The 18,836-nt window shown below is 63.1% G+C and carries 23 protein-coding genes; 19 read left to right on the top strand and 4 right to left on the bottom strand.

The genetic code is table 11. The features are described from left to right. Positions 1–4 precede the first annotated feature (4 nt). Positions 5–475 carry a YcbK family protein gene (locus tag MUU55_RS13460; protein ID WP_425314173.1) on the bottom strand — a complete coding sequence of 157 codons (471 nt, stop codon included), beginning with the start codon at positions 473–475 and terminating at the stop codon, positions 5–7. Positions 476–758: 283 nt separating this feature from the next. On the opposite strand from MUU55_RS13460, the gene trpS reads away from it, so the two are divergent. The 15 genes from trpS to trmB all read left to right on the top strand — a co-directional run bounded on the left by trpS (position 759) and on the right by trmB (position 14,141). Continuing rightward, positions 759–1,826 (top strand): tryptophan--tRNA ligase, encoded by a 1,068-nt coding sequence (gene trpS / locus MUU55_RS13455; protein ID WP_244761254.1) that lies wholly within the window; start codon positions 759–761, stop codon positions 1,824–1,826. A gap of 36 nt (positions 1,827–1,862) precedes the next feature. Beyond that, positions 1,863–2,354 carry a universal stress protein gene (locus tag MUU55_RS13450; RefSeq protein ID WP_244761253.1) on the top strand — a complete coding sequence of 164 codons (492 nt, stop codon included), beginning with the start codon at positions 1,863–1,865 and terminating at the stop codon, positions 2,352–2,354. Positions 2,355–2,451: 97 nt separating this feature from the next. Next, positions 2,452–3,021: a NifU family protein gene (locus MUU55_RS13445; protein ID WP_244761252.1), complete on the top strand. Its 570-nt coding sequence runs from the start codon at positions 2,452–2,454 to the stop codon at positions 3,019–3,021. Positions 3,022–3,051: 30 nt separating this feature from the next. Then, complete coding sequence (gene tsaB, locus MUU55_RS13440; RefSeq protein ID WP_244761251.1) at positions 3,052–3,693, top strand: tRNA (adenosine(37)-N6)-threonylcarbamoyltransferase complex dimerization subunit type 1 TsaB; 642 nt, start codon at positions 3,052–3,054, stop codon at positions 3,691–3,693. Between the two features lie 4 nt (positions 3,694–3,697). Next, positions 3,698–4,192, top strand: a complete 495-nt coding sequence (locus tag MUU55_RS13435) for a GNAT family N-acetyltransferase (protein WP_244761250.1) — start codon at positions 3,698–3,700, stop codon at positions 4,190–4,192. 36 nt (positions 4,193–4,228) lie between these two features. Beyond that, positions 4,229–4,654, top strand: coding sequence for a Fur family transcriptional regulator (locus MUU55_RS13430; RefSeq protein ID WP_117367711.1), 426 nt, complete (start codon positions 4,229–4,231; stop codon positions 4,652–4,654). Between the two features lie 42 nt (positions 4,655–4,696). After that, a complete protein-coding gene (olsA, locus tag MUU55_RS13425; protein WP_244761249.1) occupies positions 4,697–5,485 on the top strand; it encodes a lyso-ornithine lipid O-acyltransferase in 789 nt (262 codons plus the stop codon). A gap of 80 nt (positions 5,486–5,565) precedes the next feature. Then, on the top strand, positions 5,566–6,957 hold the full coding sequence (gene miaB / locus MUU55_RS13420; RefSeq protein ID WP_244761248.1) for a tRNA (N6-isopentenyl adenosine(37)-C2)-methylthiotransferase MiaB: 1,392 nt from the start codon (positions 5,566–5,568) through the stop codon (positions 6,955–6,957). A 28-nt stretch (positions 6,958–6,985) separates the two neighbouring features. Then, complete coding sequence (locus MUU55_RS13415; RefSeq protein WP_244761247.1) at positions 6,986–8,038, top strand: PhoH family protein; 1,053 nt, start codon at positions 6,986–6,988, stop codon at positions 8,036–8,038. A gap of 15 nt (positions 8,039–8,053) precedes the next feature. After that, the gene (gene ybeY / locus MUU55_RS13410; RefSeq protein WP_244761246.1) at positions 8,054–8,560 is read left to right on the top strand and encodes an rRNA maturation RNase YbeY; all 507 of its coding nucleotides are present in this window, start codon (positions 8,054–8,056) and stop codon (positions 8,558–8,560) included. Positions 8,561–8,573: 13 nt separating this feature from the next. After that, positions 8,574–9,725: a hemolysin family protein gene (locus MUU55_RS13405; RefSeq protein WP_244761245.1), complete on the top strand. Its 1,152-nt coding sequence runs from the start codon at positions 8,574–8,576 to the stop codon at positions 9,723–9,725. A gap of 120 nt (positions 9,726–9,845) precedes the next feature. Next, positions 9,846–11,432, top strand: coding sequence for an apolipoprotein N-acyltransferase (lnt, locus tag MUU55_RS13400; RefSeq protein WP_244761244.1), 1,587 nt, complete (start codon positions 9,846–9,848; stop codon positions 11,430–11,432). 145 nt (positions 11,433–11,577) lie between these two features. After that, on the top strand, positions 11,578–11,997 hold the full coding sequence (locus tag MUU55_RS13395) for a helix-turn-helix domain-containing protein (protein ID WP_244761243.1): 420 nt from the start codon (positions 11,578–11,580) through the stop codon (positions 11,995–11,997). 195 nt (positions 11,998–12,192) lie between these two features. Next, positions 12,193–13,431: a methionine adenosyltransferase gene (gene metK, locus MUU55_RS13390; protein WP_244761242.1), complete on the top strand. Its 1,239-nt coding sequence runs from the start codon at positions 12,193–12,195 to the stop codon at positions 13,429–13,431. Between the two features lie 8 nt (positions 13,432–13,439). Then, positions 13,440–14,141, top strand: a complete 702-nt coding sequence (trmB, locus tag MUU55_RS13385) for a tRNA (guanosine(46)-N7)-methyltransferase TrmB (RefSeq protein ID WP_244761241.1) — start codon at positions 13,440–13,442, stop codon at positions 14,139–14,141. A gap of 21 nt (positions 14,142–14,162) precedes the next feature. Here trmB and MUU55_RS13380 read toward each other — a convergent pair whose 3' ends face one another. Then, positions 14,163–14,423, bottom strand: coding sequence for a BQ00720 family protein (locus tag MUU55_RS13380; protein ID WP_117368422.1), 261 nt, complete (start codon positions 14,421–14,423; stop codon positions 14,163–14,165). Positions 14,424–14,554: 131 nt separating this feature from the next. Further along, on the bottom strand, positions 14,555–14,986 hold the full coding sequence (locus MUU55_RS13375) for an Hsp20 family protein (RefSeq protein WP_244761240.1): 432 nt from the start codon (positions 14,984–14,986) through the stop codon (positions 14,555–14,557). A gap of 183 nt (positions 14,987–15,169) precedes the next feature. Here MUU55_RS13375 and MUU55_RS13370 point away from each other — a divergent pair, with 183 nt between their 5' ends. Next, the gene (locus MUU55_RS13370) at positions 15,170–16,111 is read left to right on the top strand and encodes a nucleoside hydrolase (RefSeq protein ID WP_244761239.1); all 942 of its coding nucleotides are present in this window, start codon (positions 15,170–15,172) and stop codon (positions 16,109–16,111) included. After that, positions 16,111–16,470 carry a hypothetical protein gene (locus MUU55_RS13365; protein ID WP_244761238.1) on the top strand — a complete coding sequence of 120 codons (360 nt, stop codon included), beginning with the start codon at positions 16,111–16,113 and terminating at the stop codon, positions 16,468–16,470. The genes MUU55_RS13370 and MUU55_RS13365 overlap by 1 nt, the downstream gene beginning before the upstream one ends. A 16-nt stretch (positions 16,471–16,486) precedes the next feature. On the opposite strand, the gene MUU55_RS13360 is transcribed toward MUU55_RS13365, so the two are convergent. Beyond that, entirely contained in the window at positions 16,487–17,380 is an 894-nt protein-coding gene (locus MUU55_RS13360; protein WP_244761237.1) for an LOG family protein, read from the bottom strand. 174 nt (positions 17,381–17,554) lie between these two features. Between MUU55_RS13360 and dapD the strand changes: the two genes are divergently transcribed. Next, a complete protein-coding gene (dapD, locus tag MUU55_RS13355) occupies positions 17,555–18,412 on the top strand; it encodes a 2,3,4,5-tetrahydropyridine-2,6-dicarboxylate N-succinyltransferase (protein WP_244761236.1) in 858 nt (285 codons plus the stop codon). A 3-nt stretch (positions 18,413–18,415) separates the two neighbouring features. Beyond that, positions 18,416–18,802, top strand: coding sequence for a DUF805 domain-containing protein (locus MUU55_RS13350; RefSeq protein WP_244761235.1), 387 nt, complete (start codon positions 18,416–18,418; stop codon positions 18,800–18,802). The last annotated feature ends 34 nt before the right edge of the window (positions 18,803–18,836 follow it).

Genomic DNA, 18,836 nt, shown 5'->3' with positions numbered 1-18,836 from the left:
CAGATCAGCGTGCAGCAAGCTTCGCACGCGCCTTCAACCGTGCCAGTCCGCGGCAATGATGCCAGCTCCGCTTCGGGCCGACATCGACATGGACGATGCCGTTGCAGTAGGTCCCGACGCCGCCGACGGCGGGTGCGGATCGCGCTGCGGCGATGATCCTCTTCACGGAGACGCCGGGCACGCGGATATCCGCCGCCAGGCATTTGCGATGATAGGATCCCCTGCGGCCGTGTGATCGATGCCCCGATGTGACGAGTGGCCGACGCCCGACGGCACGGGCGATGTGGGCGAGAACCGCGCGCAGCTTGCCGGGAAAACATCGGTGCCGCACGCGCGGCGTCTGGATCGCGTAAACTTTCGTCACGATCCCTTTGTCGTTTCTGTGTTTGTGGTTGCGGCCTGCCTCGGTCTCGCTCGCGAACAGGGATATCAGCGCCAGGACGCAGGCAAGCAGAATGGAACCGTTCTTTCGCACGGGTCAACTCCGTCTTGTGCCCCTTCGTCACAAAACGGCCGATCGGGACCGGCCTTCCCCTCCAAATCCCCGAGGGGAGGGAACGACCGGAAAATGTCTTTTATAAGGGCTTTCTCATGCGCTCGAGCCCTGGGGCCCGGCCCCCTTGATCGGCACTGCGGTGGCGTGCATAAGCGCCACGTATTTTCTTACGCAGTTCCGGCCGGGAGGCCGCATCGGACTTTTACCGGAATTGCTCGTGCAACAGGGACCAGGCCCTCCACCCGCCTGAAGGAAAACCGTCATGAGCGCATTCAAGCCTCTCGTCTTCTCCGGCGTCCAGCCGACCGGCAATCTTCATCTCGGCAATTATCTCGGCGCGATCCGCAAGTTCGTGGCGCTGCAGGCAGACAACGACTGCATCTACTGCGTCGTCGATCTGCACGCGCTGACCGCGCAACTGGTGCACGAGGACATGCGGAGCCAGATCCGCTCGATCGCCGCAGCCTTCATCGCCTCGGGCATCGACCCGAAGAAGCATATCGTCTTCAACCAGTCCGCCGTGCCGCAGCATTCCGAGCTCGCCTGGATCTTCAATTGCGTCGCGCGCATCGGCTGGATGGAGCGCATGACCCAGTTCAAGGACAAGACGGGCGGCAAGAATGCCGAACAGGTCTCGCTCGGCCTGCTGGCCTATCCGAGCCTGATGGCCGCCGACATCCTCGTCTACCGGGCAACGCATGTTCCCGTCGGCGACGACCAGAAGCAGCATCTGGAGCTGACCCGCGACATCGCGCAGAAGTTCAACATCGACTTCGGCGACCATATCCGCAAGGCGGGTACCGGCGTCGACATCGTCGTGGGCGAAGAGCCTGTCCATGCCTATTTCCCGATGGTCGAACCGCTGATCGGCGGCCCGGCGCCGCGCGTCATGAGCCTGCGTGATGGCACCAAGAAGATGTCGAAGTCGGACGCATCCGATCTCTCGCGCATCAACCTCACCGACGATGCCGACACGATCTCCAAGAAAATCCGCAAGGCCAAGACCGATCCGGACGCGCTTCCGAGTGAAGTCGAAGGCCTGAAGGGGCGTCCGGAGGCCGAAAATCTCGTCGGCATCTATGCTGCGCTGTCGGACAAGACCAAGGCGGACGTGCTCGCCGAATTCGGCGGCCAGCAATTCTCGGCCTTCAAGCCGGCGCTGATCGACCTCTCGGTCAATGTGCTCGCGCCGATCACCGACGAGATGCGCCGCCTGATGGACGACACCAGCCATATCGACGCGATCCTCAGGGACGGCGGCGAAAGGGCGCGGGCGCGGGCGGAAAAAACCATGAAGGAAGTCCGCGACATCATCGGTTTTGTGCAGTAAGGTCGCCGCGAAACGTCCTTGAGATAAGGGGGCCATATGGTTTCTCGACGACTTTCCCGCCTTGAAGGCCACCGCCGGAAATTTCTGGCGGTCATCGACGACACGCCGGAATGCCAGCGCGCCGTCCACTATGCGGGAATGCGGGCGAAGAATTCCAATGGCGCCGTCGTGCTGCTCTATGTGATTGCCAATGGCGATTTCCAGCAATGGCTGGGAGTCGAGGAGATCATGCGGGCGGAGGCGCGCGAGGCGGCGGAAGCTGTGCTCGCCAAGGCCGGCCAGGCGCTTCGCGAAGCCATCGGCATCGAACCGGAAACGGTGATCCGCGAGGGCGTCGCGAGCGAGGCGATCAACGGCCTGATCGAGGAGGATCGCGACATCGCGATCCTCGTTCTCGCGGCAGGCTCCGCCAAGGAAGGGCCGGGGCCGCTGGTCACATCGCTCGCCAGCCGTGCACACGCGTTCCCGATCCCCGTCACGGTGATCCCGGATCTGTTGAGCGACGAGGAACTGGACGCGCTGAGCTGATTTCGCAGCCTTGAAGAGCGGCGCCAAAACGCCTATCTTCTTTTGAACCATTCTAAGATTTTGGCTGACGACAGCGTCTGGCCGGACGGAGAAGACCATGTTCATCCAGACCGAATCGACACCGAACCCGTCGACCCTGAAGTTTCTGCCGGGCAAAGTGGTGCTGGAAACCGGCACGGCCGAGTTCCGCGACGAGACGGAAGCGCGTGCGGCATCCCCGCTCGCTGCCCGCCTTTTCGGTGTTCCCGGCGTCACTGGCGTGTTCCTCGGCTACGATTTCATCACCGTCACCAAGGACAATGCCGACTGGCAGCATATGAAGCCGGCGATCCTCGGCAACATCATGGAACACTTCATGTCGGGCCAGCCGATCCTCGCCAGCGGCGCCTTCGGCGGCAGCGACGAGGACGACGGCGAGTTCTTCGAGGAAGGCGACGAGACCATCGTTGCCACCATCAAGGAACTGCTCGACACGCGCGTTCGTCCGGCCGTGGCCCAGGACGGTGGCGACATCACCTTCAAGGGTTTCCGCGATGGTGTCGTCTATCTCAACATGAAGGGAGCCTGCTCCGGCTGCCCGTCCTCGACGGCGACGCTCAAGCATGGCGTACAGAACCTTCTTCGCCATTTCGTACCGGAAGTGCAGGAAGTTGAAGCCGTCGCATAAGGTCCGCTCGGCAAGTCGCAGGTGCCCGGCATGATCGTCCTTGCGATCGATACGGCGGGAACCGGCTGTTCGGCCGCCCTCTATGATGCCAATCGGGATATTGTGCTCGGCGCTGCCGGCGAGGATATCGGCCGCGGCCATGCCGAGCGGCTGATGGAATTCGTCGACGGTGCGCTGGAGGCTGCCGGCCTCGATCTTCCTGCAGTCGATCGTATCGCCGTCACTATCGGTCCCGGTTCCTTCACCGGCATCCGCGTCGGCGTTGCTGCCGCGCGCGGTCTGGCGCTGGCGCTCGGCGTTCCTGCTGTCGGTGTGAGCACGCTCTCGGCGCTGGCTGCTGGCCGAAAAGGCCCTCTGCTTGTGGCGATCGATGCCAAGCGCGACGAGGTCTACTGGCAGGCATTCGCGGCCGATGGCAACGAAGCCACGCCGCCGGCCATTGCTACCGTTGAAGAGGCGCGCGCCATCGCACAGGCGCATGATGGCGATATCGCCGGTTCGGCTTCGGCCCTGCTGCGTGAAGGTGCGGCAGCGGAGACGGACGGAGTGGATATCGTCACCGTCGCTCGCCTCGGCGCCCGCCTCGATCCACAAAACCATCTGCCGAAGCCGCTCTATCTGCGCGGTCCCGATGCCAAGCCGCAGGCGGGTTTCGCGATCCGCCGAGCTTGATGCCATGTCCCTGAGCGACTATTTCACCCGCAAGCCCGCCTTCGAAATCTTTCCGCTCGAGACCGCCGACGCCGGTCTGGCCGCGACGCTGCACCAGTTGCGGTTTCCCCAGCCGTGGAATGACGGCGAATTCCATTCGCTGCTGTCGCAGGAGCCGGTTTTCGGCTTTCTGGCGGTGAAGCAGGGCGTGCTTGGCCGTACCGCCGGCGGTTTCGTTCTCGCGCGTGCTGCGGCAGGCGAAGCGGAAATTCTGACGATCAGCGTGGATCAGCGCTTCGGCCGGTCGGGCCTTGGCTGGCGCCTGATGCTCGCCGCGCTGCGCGAAGCCAAGATGCGCGGCGCGGAGGATGTTTTTCTCGAGGTCGACGAAGTGAATCATGCCGCGCGCGGCCTCTACGGCAAGCTCGGTTTCGTCAAGGCCGGTGAGCGCAAGGCCTATTATGCCGCCCCCGATGGCAGCCGTTCCTCGGCGCTTGTCATGCGGCGCGATCTTCGCTAGTCCCCTAGCGGGGGCGACAAGAGAAGGGCAGACGGTATGGCGGACGCGGAAAAATCGCTGGAAGAGCTTTGTGTCGAGCGCGGCATGCGCATGACCGAGCAGCGCCGCGTGATCGCGCGCGTGCTCGAATCCTCTGCCGATCATCCCGATGTCGAGGAACTCTACCGCCGTTCGTCCGCCGTCGATTCGCGCATTTCCATCTCCACCGTCTATCGCACCGTCAAACTCTTCGAGGATGCCGGCATCATCGAGCGCCACGATTTCCGCGATGGCCGCTCGCGCTATGAGACGGTGCCGGACGAACATCACGATCATCTGATCGACCTGAAACACGGCCAGGTCATCGAATTCCATTCGCCCGAAATCGAGGCATTGCAGGAGCGTATCGCCCGCGAGCACGGTTTCAAGCTCGTCGGCCATCGGCTGGAACTCTATGGCATTCCCCTCAAGGAGGGCGAGTGAGGCGCATCGCCACTCTCCCCCTGATCATGGACCGGTGAGCGCTTGATCACCTGGCTGCGCATTGCCATCGCCCTCACCGTGCTTGTCACGGTCACGCTCGTATTGCTGCCGATCCAGCTCGTCGGCCTGCGCTTCAATCTCAAAATTCGCCGCCGCCTGCCACGCCTGTGGCATCGCGTCGCCTGCTGGGCGCTCGGCCTGCGCGTGCGCGTGCATGGCACGCTCGAGCCGAAGCGGCCGCTGCTGCTTGCCGCCAACCACGCCTCCTGGAAGGATATCCTGGTGCTCGGCTCGGTGGCCGATGTTGCGTATATCGCCAAGGCCGAGGTGCGCGGCTGGCCGGTCTTCGGCCTGCTCGCCCGCCTGCAGGCGACGATCTTCGTCGAGCGCGAGCAGCGCCAGAAGACGGGCGATCAGGTGAACGAGATTGCCGAACGCCTGACGGCCGGCGAGATCATTGTGCTCTTCCCGGAGGGCACGACCTCCGACGGCAACCGCCTGATGGAGATCAAGACCTCACTGTTCGGCGCCGCCGCCTCGGCCGTGCCGCATGCGCCCGATGGCGTCGTGTTCATCCAGCCGGTCTCGATTGCCTATACCGGCGTGCACGGCATGGCGATGGGCCGCTTCCACCGGCCGCTCGCCGCCTGGCCGGGTGATATCGCGCTCGGGCCGCACCTGCTCGGTGTGATGCGCGAGGGTGCGGTCGATGTGGATGTCGATTTCGGCGAGCGGGTGGACTATTCGCGGGCGAGCAACCGCAAGCAGGTGAGCCGCGAAGTCGAGACGCGCATCCGCGCCATGCTGGGTGCGCGGCTGCGCGGCAGATAAGCGCGCAGCAGTTTTGCGTCCGGGCGTGCCAAACAAAGAGACACTTCAAATTCGAGGACTTTTCCACTATGGAAGCGGCCATGAGCGAACAGTCCCTTTCCCTGCCCGAAGCCCCCGTGGCCACGCCGAACACCCGAAAGGTCTTTGTGAAGACCTATGGCTGTCAGATGAACGTCTACGACAGCGAGCGCATGACCGACGCCCTGTCGAAGGACGGTTATGAGGCGACGGAGGTTCTGGAAGAGGCCGACCTCGTTCTCCTCAATACCTGTCATATCCGCGAGAAGGCGGCGGAAAAGGTCTATTCCGAACTGGGCCGTCTGCGCGACATGAAGAAGGCCCGCGCCAGGGACGGCCGCGAGATGGTGATCGGCGTCACCGGCTGCGTCGCCCAGGCGGAAGGCAAGGAAATCCTGCGCCGCGCGCCGGCCGTCGATCTCGTCATCGGTCCGCAGACCTATCATCGGCTGCCCGAGGCGCTGCGCCGCGCCAAGGGCGGCGAGCGTGTCGTCGAGACGGATTATGCGATCGAAGACAAGTTCGAACATCTTCCCGCACCGGAAAAGGCCAAGACGCGTGCTCGCGGCGTCACCGCGTTTCTTACCGTGCAGGAAGGCTGCGATAAATTCTGCACCTTCTGCGTGGTGCCCTATACACGCGGCTCGGAGGTCTCTCGCCCCGTCGCGCAGATCGTCGCCGAGGCCGAGCGCCTCGTCGAAGGCGGTGTGCGCGAAATCACGCTGCTCGGCCAGAACGTGAATGCCTGGCACGGCCTCGGTCCTGACGGCACCGAATGGAGCCTCGGCGATCTCCTCTGTCGGCTCGCCGAAATCGAAGGTCTTGCGCGCCTGCGCTACACGACGAGCCATCCGCGCGACATGGATGACCGGCTGGTCGAGGCGCATCGCGACCTGCCCAAGCTGATGCCCTATCTGCATCTGCCGGTGCAGTCCGGCTCCGACCGTATCCTGAAGGCCATGAACCGACGCCATACGGCAGCCGAATACATCGCCCTCATCGAACGCATCCGCGCCGTCCAGCCCGACCTCGCCATCTCGGGCGATTTCATCGTCGGTTTCCCCGGAGAGACGGACGAGGACTTCGAAGACACGATGCGTCTCATCGAGGCCGTTGGTTATGCACAGGCATTTTCGTTCAAATATTCCATCCGTCCCGGCACGCCCGGTGCCGAGATGGGCGGCCATGTCGATGAGAGCGTGAAGTCCGAACGCCTTGAAAGATTGCAGGCTTTGCTGTTCCGCCAGCAACGGGAGTTCGCGGTGGGCTGCATCGGCAAGGAGATCGACCTGCTTCTGGAGAAGCCTGGCCGCATGCCCGGCCAGCTCGTGGGCCGCTCGCCCTGGCTGCAGCCTGTGAATGTTGATGCAAAAGGTTCTGAAATCGGTGACATTATACGGGTACGAATCACCGATGCCGGGCCCAACAGCCTCTTCGCGGAAGCGATCGGGTGAGGGGCGGATCGACAAGGAGCTTGACCGCTTGAACGGACACGAACTGATGACGTCCTCGCCGCGCCAGTCGAAAAAAGAGACCGACGCCAATCAATTCGTGCTCACTTTCGAGAACAATCGATACGCAAGCGAGCTCTTCGGACAGTTCGACCAGCATCTGAAGCTGCTCGAGCAACGTCTCCACATCGACGCGCGTGCCAGGGGTAACTCCGTTTCCATTTCTGGTGACGTGGTTGCCACCAACCAGGCCCGCCGCGCGCTAGACTATCTCTATGACCGTCTCCAGAAGGGCGGCTCGATCGAGGTGTCCGACGTGGAGGGCGCGATCCGCATGGCGATCGCCGCCGACGATCAGCTTTCGCTGCCGACCATGGAGCGCAAGGCCAAGCTCACCATGTCGCAGATCTCCACCCGCAAGAAGACCATCGTCGCCCGCACGCCGACGCAGGATACCTATATCCGCGCCCTGGAGCGTTCCGAGCTGGTCTTCGGCGTCGGCCCGGCCGGCACGGGCAAGACCTATCTTGCCGTCGCCCATGCCGCACAGCTGCTGGAGCGCGGCGCGGTCGACCGTATCATCCTGTCGCGCCCGGCCGTCGAAGCCGGCGAGCGCCTCGGCTTCCTGCCCGGCGACATGAAGGAGAAGGTCGATCCCTATCTGCGACCGCTCTATGACGCGCTCTACGACATGATGCCTGGCGACAAGGTCGAACGCGCCATCACCGCCGGCGTCATCGAAATCGCGCCGCTCGCCTTCATGCGCGGCCGCACGCTCGCCAACGCCGCCGTCATCCTCGACGAGGCGCAGAACACGACGTCGATGCAGATGAAGATGTTCCTGACGCGTCTTGGCGAAAACGGCCGCATGATCGTTACCGGCGATCCGAGCCAGGTCGACCTGCCGCGCGGTGTGAAATCCGGCCTCGTCGAAGCGTTGCAGATCCTCAAGGGGGTCGAAGGCGTTTCCGTGGTGCGCTTCAAGGACGTTGACGTGGTGCGCCACCCGATGGTCGCCCGCATCGTCCGGGCCTATGAAGCCACGACCGCTGTGCAGGACGAAAGCGAGCAGACCGACCGCTGAGCGGTCCCGATCCTTATGAGCGACCTCGATATCCAGATTTCCATAGAGGAGGGCCAGTGGCCCTCCGAAGAACGCCTCGCCGAAATGAGCGCGCGCGTGCTCGGTGCCGCCGCGGACTATCTGCGCAAGACGGAAAAGCAGCCCTTCCCCGAGACGGGGGCGCCGGAAGTGTCCCTTGTCTTCACCAATGATGCCGAAATCCGCGGTATCAATGCGGAATGGCGCAGCCAGGACAAGCCGACCAACGTTCTGTCCTTCCCCGCCTTCCCGGTGACACCAGGGAAAATGCCGGGTCCGATGCTTGGCGACATCATCTTCGCGGAGGAAACATTGATCCGCGAGGCAGCCGAACTCGGCAAGTCCTTCGACGACCATCTCACGCATCTCATGGTGCATGGATTTCTGCATCTCTTCGGCTATGATCACATGGAAGACGAGGAAGCGGAAAAAATGGAGGGGCTCGAGACTCGCATTCTTGCCGGGCTTGGCCTATCTGACCCCTACGGGGATGACCCCGATTAACCAGTTTGGACCAATGAGCGACTTCAGAAATCAGTCGGCAACGACGGAAAAGCACGAGGCGGATGCCTCAAGCCAGGACGAGGCGGGCAGTAGTAGCAGCGCGCCAAAGCAGGAAAGCGGGGGCCGGACATCCTTCTGGTCCCGTGCGACACGGCTTTGGCGCATGACGGGCGCCTCCACGCTGCGCAAGGACCTCGCCGAGGCCCTGATGACGGAAGATACCGGCGGCGAGCCGGCCTTCCTGCCCGAAGAGCGGGCGATGCTGCACAACATTCTCCGCTTCCGCGAAGTGCGGGTCGAGGACGTCATGGTGCCGCGCGCCGATATCGAGGCCGTCGATCAGGACATCACGATTGCCGAACTGATGGTGATCTTCGAGGATTCCGGCCGCTCGCGCATGCCGGTCTACAATGAAAGCCTCGATGACCCGCGCGGCATGGTGCATATCCGCGACCTGCTCGCCTATGTCACCAAGCAGGCCCGCAACAAGCGCCGCACCGGCGCCAAGGCTGCGCCCGCCAACGGGGAAAAGCCCGCCCGCGCGCCAAAAGCCGAATTCGACCTCGGTCGTGTCGATCTCTCGAAAACCGTCGCCGAAGCGGGCATCATCCGCCAGGTTCTGTTCGTGCCGCCGTCCATGCTCGCCGCCGACCTGATGGCGCGCATGCAGGCCGACCGTACCCAGATGGCGCTCGTCATCGACGAATATGGCGGCACGGATGGCCTCGCCTCGCTGGAAGACATCGTCGAGATGGTCGTCGGCGATATCGAGGACGAGCACGACGATGAAGAAGCGATGATTCAGCGCGTCAGCGACGACGTGTTTATCGCCGATGCCCGTGTCGAGCTGGAAGAGCTGGCCGAAGCCATCGGCCCGGATTTCGACATTCGCGAACAGCTGGAAGATGCCGATACGCTCGGCGGCCTGATCTTCGCCTCGCTGGGCCGTATTCCGGTGCGTGGCGAGGTCGTTCAGGCCGTGCCGGGTTTCGAATTCCATGTGCTCGATGCCGATCCGCGCCGCGTGAAGCGCGTGCGTGTCACCCGCAAGCGCGCCGGCTCGGTACGCCGCCGCGAGCGCCGGCCGGAGGGCGAGGCGGTAAACGTTGCCGCTGATCGCGAGAAGGTGCCGGAGCAGCAGGCCGGCAAGGCAAACGCCGACTGACACCATTTGCCCGATCCCTAAAATGATCTGCGCCTTGTCCTGTGTTACGGCGGGACAAGGCGTTGGTTTTTTGGAAGACTGGCGCGGCTGATTCGGGGACATCAAAACAAAGGGGACGGCATGGAGCGGCTCGCGGGCACGGTCATGCTCCTGTCTGGAACGAGACGGGCGCTTGTGGCATTTCTTGCGGGTCTGATCGGAGTGCTGGCGCTGCCGCCCTTCGGTTTCTTCGCCGCTCTCTTCCTCTCGTTTACTCTGCTCGTCTGGCTGCTGGACGGTGCCAGTGCTGCGCCGGGGGCAGGTTTCGTCCGTCGCCTGGCGCCAGCCTTCCGCATCGGCTGGTTCTTCGGCTTCGGCTATTTCGTCGGTGGGCTCTGGTGGCTCGGCAATGCGCTTCTGGTGGAGGCCGACGATTATGCCTGGGCGCTGCCGCTCGCCATTCTCGGTCTGCCGGCTTTCCTGGCGCTTTACTACGGCCTTGCCGCAGCCATCGCGCGCCTGCTCTGGTCGGATGGCATGGGCCGCATCGCGGCGCTTGCCTTCGCCTTCGGTGTCGCGGAATGGCTGCGCGGCACGCTGTTCACCGGCTTTCCCTGGAATGCGGTCGGTTATGGCGCCATGCCCGTGCCGCTCCTCATGCAGTCCAGCGGCGTGCTCGGCATTGCCGCCATCAATGCGCTCGCGGTCTTCGTCTTCGCGGCACCCGCCCTGATCGGCACGCGGCGTGGCCGGGTCGCCGGCTTGACGGTCGCCATCCTGCTGTTTGCGGCCCATGTCGGCTATGGCTACTATGCACTGCACATCGTGCCGCCACCGCAAAACGAGGCCACCGTGGTGCGCCTCGTCCAGCCGGTCATCGACCAGGCGATGAAGCTCGACGATTCCGCACGGGCGGAGATTTTCGAACGGCATCTGAAGCTGAGCGCCGAAAAGCCGGCGGATGGTGGCAAGCGGCCCGATATCGTCGTCTGGCCGGAAACCTCCATTCCTTTCATCCTGACGGACAATCCAGACGCGCTGGTGCGCATCGCCGACGTGCTCGAGAACGACCAGGTGCTGATCGCCGGCGCGGTTCGCACGGAAAGTGCGGGCTCGGGCAAGGCGCCACGCTACTACAATTCGATCTATGTGATCGACGGCAAGGGCCAGATCGTCGCCGCTGCCGACAAGGTGCACCTTGTCCCCTTCGGCGAATACATGCCCTTCGAGGAGGTTTTCGAAAGCCTTGGCGTCGCGGCTGTCGCGGCCATGCCTGGCGGTTTCTCCGCCGCCCGTGAGCACCAGCTCCTGGAGGCCGCCGGCAAGGGCTTTTATCCGCTGATCTGCTACGAGGCGATCTTCCCGTCGGAGATCAATGCCTCCGCCGAGGAAGCCGCAGCGCTCCTCAATGTCACCAATGATGCATGGTTCGGCAACACGCCCGGTCCGTATCAGCACTTCCTGCAGGCCCGTCTGCGTGCCGTGGAGCGCGGCCTGCCACTGATTCGCGCCGCCAATAACGGTATCTCTGCGGTCGTGGACGGAAGGGGGGCTATCGTCACGGGCCTGTCATATGATACGCCCGGATTCATCGATGCAACCCTTCCGGGAAGATTTGCCGGCGGCGACCGGGTGAAACGACAGAATTGGTCGTTTCTGGCGACGCTCGCTGTTTTCTTCGCGGTGGGCGGCATTTCTCGCATTGGTTTTAGAAACAGGACGAATTGACCCAAAACCCCTAAAATAGCATAGTGCACTCTGCCGGCCGTTCTCCTGTATTGTCGCTACCTTAAGAGGTCGCGCATACAACGTGACGTTAAGTCCCGTTGAGACTGCCGGAAGGGTGGGGCCATTCCGCGTTAGGACGAAAGTGATGATGGAAAATAAAAAGAAGCCGAATCCGATAGATATTCATGTCGGCAGCCGGATCCGGCTTCGCAGGACCATGCTTGGCATGAGCCAGGAGAAGCTGGGCGAAAGCCTCGGCATCACCTTTCAGCAGATTCAGAAATACGAGAAAGGCACGAACCGCGTCGGCGCCAGCCGCCTGCAGAACATTTCGAGCATTCTCAACGTACCCGTCTCCTTCTTCTTCGAGGATGCGCCGGGCGAGCAGGCGGACCTTCAGTCCGGTCTTGCCGAGGCGTCGAGCTCCAATTACGTGGTCGATTTCCTGTCATCTTCCGAAGGCTTGCAGCTTAACCGCGCTTTCGTGAAGATCAACGACCCTAAGGTCCGCCGCAAGCTTGTCGATCTCGTCAAGGCGCTGGCTGCCGAAATGGAAGTCGAATAATTCTTTCCAGCTTCGGCATGGATAAAAGGGCGGCGGGCAGGCCGCCCTTTTTTCGTTGCGCATCGTGATTTTCGACAGGGCGGATCGCCCGGAAAGCCGGGACATAAAGACATTCTTATGTCCTTGTGTGCTTGTCTTTCCCCGGCGAACTGAATAACAACGTCGAAGTCATCTTTCTTTGAGGGGAATTCCCGCATGCGCAGCAGCTATCTCTTCACCAGCGAGTCCGTTGCCGAAGGCCATCCGGACAAGGTTTGCGACCGTATCTCCGACGAAATCGTCGATCTGGTCTATCGCGAAGCCGTGAAGTCGAAGGTCGATCCCTGGTCGGTCCGTATTGCCTGCGAGACGCTTGCGACGACCAACCGCGTCGTTATTGCCGGTGAAGTGCGCCTGCCGCCGAGCCTCCTGAAAAAGGACAAGGACGGCAAGGACGTCATCAACCCCTCCAAGTTCAAGTCGGCCGCCCGCAAGGCGATCCGCGACATCGGCTATGAGCAGGACGGTTTCCACTGGAAGACGGCGAAGATCGACGTGCTCTTGCACTCGCAGTCCGCCGATATCGCCCAGGGCGTCGACAACGCCGCCGACAAGCAGGGCGACGAAGGTGCCGGCGACCAGGGCATCATGTTCGGTTATGCCTGCCGCGAAACGTCGGAACTCATGCCTGCGCCGCTCTATTATTCGCACCGCATCCTCCAGCTACTCGCTGCCGCCCGCAAGAAGGGCGAGGGCGATGCCGGCAAGCTCGGCCCCGATGCCAAGAGCCAGGTGACCGTGCGCTACGTCGATGGCAAGCCGGCCGACGTCGCTTCGATCGTGCTTTCCACCCAGCATCTCGATGACAGCTGGGATTCAAAGAAGGTGCGCGAGGTCGTCGAACCCTACATCTGCGAAGCCCTGCACGACATCAAGATCGCCGACGATTGCGTCTGGTACATCAACCCGACCGGCAAGTTCGTCATCGGCGGTCCGGATGGCGACGCGGGCCTCACCGGCCGCAAGATCATCGTCGATACCTATGGCGGTGCGGCCCCGCATGGCGGCGGCGCCTTCTCCGGCAAGGACACGACCAAGGTCGACCGTTCGGCTGCCTATGCTGCGCGCTACCTCGCCAAGAACGTCGTGGCCGCCGGCCTTGCCGATCGCTGCACGATCCAGCTGTCCTACGCCATCGGTGTCGCCCAGCCGCTCTCGGTCTATGTCGATTTGCACGGCACTGGCAAGGTCAGTGAAGATGCGGTGGAAGATGCGATCCGCAAGGTCATGGACCTGTCGCCGTCGGGCATCCGCCGCCATCTCGATCTCAACAAGCCGATCTATGCCAAGACGTCCGCTTACGGCCATTTCGGCCGCAAGGCCGGTCGCGACGGCTCGTTCTCCTGGGAACGCGTCGATCTCGCCAAGGCCCTCAAGGACGCCGTGAAGAACTGAGACCCGATATGAGCGATGCCGAGCACCCCACCCGCGCAAGCGAGGCCTTTTTCGGCCGACGCAAGGGCAAACCCCTGCGCGAGCGGCAGGTGCAGCATCTCGAGACCCTGCTGCCGGAGCTGAAGGTCGACCTGTCGACCGAGGCTCCGGCTGATATCACCACACTCTACGGCTTCAAGCCGGAGCGCATGCGCCTCGAAATCGGCTTCGGCGGCGGCGAACATCTCATCCACCGCGCGCTGGAAACGCCCACGACCGCCTTCATCGGCGTCGAGCCCTTCGTCAATTCCATGGCGAAGCTGATCGGCCGCGTCGAGGAAACGGGCGCGAAGAACATCCGCCTTTACGATGATGATGCTACGGAGCTGCTCGACTGGTTGCCTGCGGCCTCGATCGATCAGATCGACCTGCTCTATCCGGATCCGTGGCCGAAGAAGAAGCATTGGAAGAGGCGGTTCGTCTCCAGGGTCAATCTGGACCGCTTTGCCCGGGTTTTGAAGCCGGGCGGGCTCTTCTGCTTCGCGTCCGACATCGACACCTATGTCAACTGGACGCTTATGCACTGCGGGGCTCATCCCGCTTTCGTGTGGACCGCTGAAAACGCGGCCGATTGGCTGACACCCTATGCCGGCTGGCCGGGCACGCGCTACGAGGCCAAGGCCAAGCGCGAAGGCCGCAAGTCGGCCTATCTCACCTTCCGTCGGCTCTGACGGAAGGCCTGATCTTCAGACTTAGTGCAGGCTGACAGTGCGCAGCTCGTCCTCGGCAGCCTTGTAGAAGGTGCTCGAACGGTTGTCGGTCAGAAGGATCGGCGTGCCGTCGGCACCGAATAGGGCCCAGAGGTCCAGGCTCGGGTCGATTTCCGGGGCTTCCGGGAAGACACGCGACACTTCGTCGGCCTTCATCTTCCTGATGTAACCGACTTCCCCGGCGCCGAGATGCGCAAGGTCTGCCTTCGAGACGGTGGTCGGGGTTGCGATTTTCAGTCCCATCTTTGCCTCCATGGCAATGCCGGCATCTGCCGGCCGCTGGGCGCCCGCGGCCACAATGGCGCTCGGTGCGTCAGCGATCAGGTTACGCTCGAGACGGTCCGGCGGTTGTTCCCGCAGGAACGGCTCATGATCTAGTCTGATACGGAAATGTTAATTTTCTTTACCATTCGAACCGGCTCGGGCCGGACGAGGTCCACCGACAGGAGACCGTTCTTCAGTTCGGCGCCCTGGACGCGCATGCCGTCGGCAAGCACGAAGGTGCGCTGGAACTGGCGGGCGGCGATACCGCGGTAAAGATAATCCCGCTCGCCGCTATCGACCTGGCGGCCGCGAATGACGAGCTGGTTTTCCTCCGTCGTCACGTCGAGTTCCTCTTCGGAGAAACCCGCGACGGCGAGTGTGATGCGCAGGCGCTCGGGCGCTCCGGTATCGCCATTTGGACGGAGACGTTCGATATTATAAGGGGGATAGCCATCATTACCCTTGGCGATGCGCTCGAGGGTCTTTTCCATGGCGTCGAAACCCAGCATCAGCGGGCTGGCAAAAGGGGTCATGCGTGTCATCGTCTAGTCCTTGGCTTTCAAGCGACTGTGGCGGGACCCGGTCTCGGCATCCCGATGGCTGCAATATGGTGATTGCGCGTCTGCGGCGCAAGACGCTTGCGAACGGCGATTTCGCAAATATAGTCGCCGCTTCGCCCGCGCGAGACGCGCCACGAATCATAAGAAACACGGGATGGAAACGGCATGTCCGAGCCACGGAAAATCATCATCGACACGGATCCGGGGCAGGACGATGCCGCCGCGATCATGCTGGCGCTCGGCAGCCCGGAACTCGAAATCCTCGGCATCACGACGGTGGCCGGCAACGTGCCGCTGTCGCGCACCTCGACCAATGCCCGCATCATCCTGGAATTCTGCGCACGCACGGATGTGAAGGTTTTTGCCGGCGCCGACAAGCCGATCGCCCGTCCGCTCATCACCGCCGAGCATGTGCACGGCAAGACCGGCCTCGATGGCCCGGAACTGCACGAGCCGCAAATGCCGTTGCAGGCGCAACACGCCGTCGATTTCATCATCGAGACGCTGCGCGGCGAGCCCGCTGGCACCGTGACGCTCTGCACGCTCGGCCCGCTCACAAATATCGCGACGGCCATCCAGAAAGCGCCTGACATTGCCGGCCGCGTGCGTGAACTCGTCATGATGGGCGGCGGCTTCTTCGAGGGCGGCAACATCACGCCGGCCGCCGAATTCAACATCTATGTCGATCCGGAGGCGGCCGCCGTCGTCTTCCAGTCCGGCATCCCCATCGTCATGATGCCGCTCGACGTCACCCACAAGGTGCTGACGCTGAAGAGCCGCGTCGCCAGGCTGCGCGAAATCGGCAATCGTCCGGCGACCGCCCTCGTCGAGATGCTCGAATTCTTCGAGCGCTTCGACGTGGAGAAATACGGCTCCGATGGCGGCCCGCTGCATGACCCGACGGTTATCGCCTATCTGCTGAAGCCGGAGCTTTTTGCCGGGCGCGATTGCAATGTCGAGGTCGAGACGGCCTCGCCGCTGACGGTGGGCATGACGGTCGTCGACTGGTGGCAGGTCACCGGCCGCAAGCACAATGCGCGCGTCATGAAGGATGTCGATGCCGACGGTTTCTTCGCGCTGCTCACCGAGCGCGTCGGCCGCCTGTGATGCGCGGCCCGCGCAGCGTAAGCCCTGCCGTGGAAGCCCGTTTCCACAAGGAGATGATGGGCCTCTACGACCGCTTCGCCGAACTCGGCTTCCGCCCGGTGCTGCTGCGTCGCTTTGTGTTGTTGAACGGCGGTGTGGCCGCTGCGAAGGACCTCGTCTTCAAGCCCGGCACGACCGGGCTTGAGCGCCTGCTCGATGCGGGCAAGGCCGAGCTTTCCATGGAAGCGCTGATGCTGCGGCCGGACTATCAGCCTCTGTTCACCGAGCTCGAGCTGAAAGAGGCGACGCAGCGCCTCGCCAGTGCGGCGCGCTCAAGGTCGCGCGGCCGACTGCAGGCACAGCCGACCGAACGCAAGTAGGCGGGGGCGGAGCGCCTCAGCCGTGCGCGGCAGCCGCGTGTTCGGCTTCCATCTTCTCGTAGAATTTCACGATGATGTCCCAGGCTTCGTCGGCGGTCTCGACGAACTGCATCAGCTCGACATCGCCGGGCGCGATCGTGCCGAAGGCGGCAAGCGCGTCGAAGTCGATGATCTTATGCCAGAAGTCCTTGCCGAACAGGATGAGCGGCACCAGTGCCATGCGGCCGGTCTGCATCAAGGTCACCGTCTCGAACAGTTCGTCCAGCGTGCCGAAACCGCCCGGAAACACCGTGACGGCCTTGGCGCGCAGCAGGAAATGCATCTTGCGGATCGCGAAATAGTGGAAGTTGAAGCTCAGCTCGGGCGTCACATAGGGGTTCGGTGCCTGCTCGTGCGGCAGGACGATGTTGAGGCCGATCGAGGGGGCGCCGACATCGGCCGCGCCGCGATTGCCTGCCTCCATCACGCCCGGTCCGCCGCCGGTCACGACGACATATTCCTTGTAATCGAGCTCCGCCGACTTTTCAGAGCAGAGCCGGGCGAACTTCTGCGCCTCCGTATAATAGACCGAGGCGGCCTCGAGATTGGCGCGCTGCGTCTCGTTGCGCGCGGCCCAGGCTTCCTGGCCGGGGGCAGGGATGCGCGCACCGCCGAACATCACGACGGTCGACTTGATGCCGCGCTCGGCCAGCATCATCTCGACCTTCAGGAGTTCGAGCTGCAGGCGCACCGGGCGCAGTTCCTCGCGGCAGAGGAAGTCGTCATCGACATAGGCAAGCCTGTAGGCGGGATGGGCCGATTGCGGCGTCTGCGGCACCACGGCGGCGCGGTGCTTGTCCTGCGCGCTGTCGGCCAACGGATCCCACACGCCGTCCTTGCGGCGCAGGCTCTTCTTCTTCAGTCTTGCCATGTCATGTCCTGCTTTCTTCGCCCACGGGATTACCATTTCGCCCGTGCGACAGTATCTGCCGGAAAGGGGCTTCATCTTTCCCGGCACTTGCTCTAGAGCATCTTGCAGATTGATGAAATCGACCTTCCGGTATCCCGACAATCAAAAATAAGTGTCGAAGTTTAAGGAATTCCGATGAGCACGTCCAACCTGTCCGCATTGTCCGCAACCATCGACCGCGCCTTCGAGGAACGCGACAGCATCTCGACCTCCACGCGCGGTGAATTCCGCGATGCGGTGGAGACGTCGCTGAACCTGCTCGATACCGGCAAGGTGCGTGTCGCTGAGCGCGGCGAGGATGGCAACTGGACGGTCAACCAGTGGCTCAAGAAGGCCGTGCTGCTCTCCTTCCGCCTCAACCCGATGGAAATCGTCAAGGGCGGCCCGGGCGAATCCTCCTGGTGGGACAAGGTGCCGTCCAAGTTCGACGGCTGGAGCGTCAACGAATTCGAGAAGGCCGGTTTCCGCGCCGTGCCGAACTGCGTCGTGCGCCGCTCGGCCTATATCGCGCCGAACGCCATCCTGATGCCTTCCTTCGTCAATCTCGGCGCCTATGTCGGCGAGGGCACGATGGTCGATACCTGGGCCACCGTCGGCTCCTGCGCGCAGATCGGCAAGCATGTGCATCTCTCGGGCGGTGTCGGCATCGGCGGCGTGCTGGAGCCCATGCAGGCCGGCCCGACCATCATCGAGGACAATTGCTTCATCGGCGCCCGCTCGGAAGTCGTCGAAGGCTGCATCGTGCGTGAGGGCTCCGTGCTCGGCATGGGCGTCTTCATCGGCAAGTCGACCAAGATCGTCGACCGCGCCACCGGCGAAGTGACCTATGGCGAAGTGCCGCCCTATTCGGTCGTCGTCGCCGGCTCCATGCCGTCGGACAAGACCATGCCGAACGGCCTGCCGGCGCCCGGCCTTTACTGTGCCGTCATCGTCAAGCGCGTCGATGCCCAGACCCGCTCGAAGACCGGCATCAACGAACTGCTGCGAGACTAAGCCATGGCGACAGTCGAGGAGCAGGGGCCGAGCCTCACCTGGCTCTTCTTCGGCTGGTCCGGCCGTCTTAGCCGTGCGCCCTTCGCGCTCGGCTGGGCCTTCTGGCTGATGCTGCTCTCGGCCGCGCTGACGCAGATCGTCATGGTGCCCAAGGAAGACCCGTCCTTCCTGTTCTGGTCCTTCGTCTTCGTCGGCGTCGGCATCGCTTCGACAGTCTCTTCCATCCTGTTGACGATCAAGCGGCTGCACGACATGAACCTGCCGGTGGCGCTGATCATCTGCCTGTTCATACCCGCCATTTCCTTCTTCGCGCTCATCGCTTTCCTCGTCTGGCCCGGCACGAATGGCGCCAATGACTATGGCCGCGTGCCCAACCGTCCGAAGGACTGACGCTCGCTGCCCTTGGCCGCACGTGACAAATCCC

It is taken from the genome of Shinella curvata, from assembly GCF_022899935.1.
GTDB classification, from domain to species: domain Bacteria; phylum Pseudomonadota; class Alphaproteobacteria; order Rhizobiales; family Rhizobiaceae; genus Shinella; species Shinella curvata.
This window is presented reverse-complemented; position numbering and strand designations above follow the sequence as displayed.

Bases quoted from the DNA above. Each gene is read 5' to 3' on its own strand.
- trpS (WP_244761254.1), top strand. From the start codon at position 759: ATGAGCGCATTCAAGCCTCTCGTCTTCTCCGGCGTCCAGCCGACCGGC.
- MUU55_RS13450 (WP_244761253.1), top strand. From the start codon at position 1,863: ATGGTTTCTCGACGACTTTCCCGCCTTGAAGGCCACCGCCGGAAATTT.
- MUU55_RS13445 (WP_244761252.1), top strand. From the start codon at position 2,452: ATGTTCATCCAGACCGAATCGACACCGAACCCGTCGACCCTGAAGTTT.
- tsaB (WP_244761251.1), top strand. From the start codon at position 3,052: ATGATCGTCCTTGCGATCGATACGGCGGGAACCGGCTGTTCGGCCGCC.
- MUU55_RS13435 (WP_244761250.1), top strand. From the start codon at position 3,698: ATGTCCCTGAGCGACTATTTCACCCGCAAGCCCGCCTTCGAAATCTTT.
- MUU55_RS13430 (WP_117367711.1), top strand. From the start codon at position 4,229: ATGGCGGACGCGGAAAAATCGCTGGAAGAGCTTTGTGTCGAGCGCGGC.
- miaB (WP_244761248.1), top strand. From the start codon at position 5,566: ATGAGCGAACAGTCCCTTTCCCTGCCCGAAGCCCCCGTGGCCACGCCG.
- ybeY (WP_244761246.1), top strand. From the start codon at position 8,054: ATGAGCGACCTCGATATCCAGATTTCCATAGAGGAGGGCCAGTGGCCC.
- MUU55_RS13405 (WP_244761245.1), top strand. From the start codon at position 8,574: ATGAGCGACTTCAGAAATCAGTCGGCAACGACGGAAAAGCACGAGGCG.
- lnt (WP_244761244.1), top strand. From the start codon at position 9,846: ATGGAGCGGCTCGCGGGCACGGTCATGCTCCTGTCTGGAACGAGACGG.
- MUU55_RS13395 (WP_244761243.1), top strand. From the start codon at position 11,578: ATGATGGAAAATAAAAAGAAGCCGAATCCGATAGATATTCATGTCGGC.
- metK (WP_244761242.1), top strand. From the start codon at position 12,193: ATGCGCAGCAGCTATCTCTTCACCAGCGAGTCCGTTGCCGAAGGCCAT.
- trmB (WP_244761241.1), top strand. From the start codon at position 13,440: ATGAGCGATGCCGAGCACCCCACCCGCGCAAGCGAGGCCTTTTTCGGC.
- MUU55_RS13380 (WP_117368422.1), bottom strand. From the start codon at position 14,423: ATGGGACTGAAAATCGCAACCCCGACCACCGTCTCGAAGGCAGACCTT.
- MUU55_RS13375 (WP_244761240.1), bottom strand. From the start codon at position 14,986: ATGACACGCATGACCCCTTTTGCCAGCCCGCTGATGCTGGGTTTCGAC.
- MUU55_RS13370 (WP_244761239.1), top strand. From the start codon at position 15,170: ATGTCCGAGCCACGGAAAATCATCATCGACACGGATCCGGGGCAGGAC.
- MUU55_RS13365 (WP_244761238.1), top strand. From the start codon at position 16,111: ATGCGCGGCCCGCGCAGCGTAAGCCCTGCCGTGGAAGCCCGTTTCCAC.
- MUU55_RS13360 (WP_244761237.1), bottom strand. From the start codon at position 17,380: ATGGCAAGACTGAAGAAGAAGAGCCTGCGCCGCAAGGACGGCGTGTGG.
- dapD (WP_244761236.1), top strand. From the start codon at position 17,555: ATGAGCACGTCCAACCTGTCCGCATTGTCCGCAACCATCGACCGCGCC.
- MUU55_RS13350 (WP_244761235.1), top strand. From the start codon at position 18,416: ATGGCGACAGTCGAGGAGCAGGGGCCGAGCCTCACCTGGCTCTTCTTC.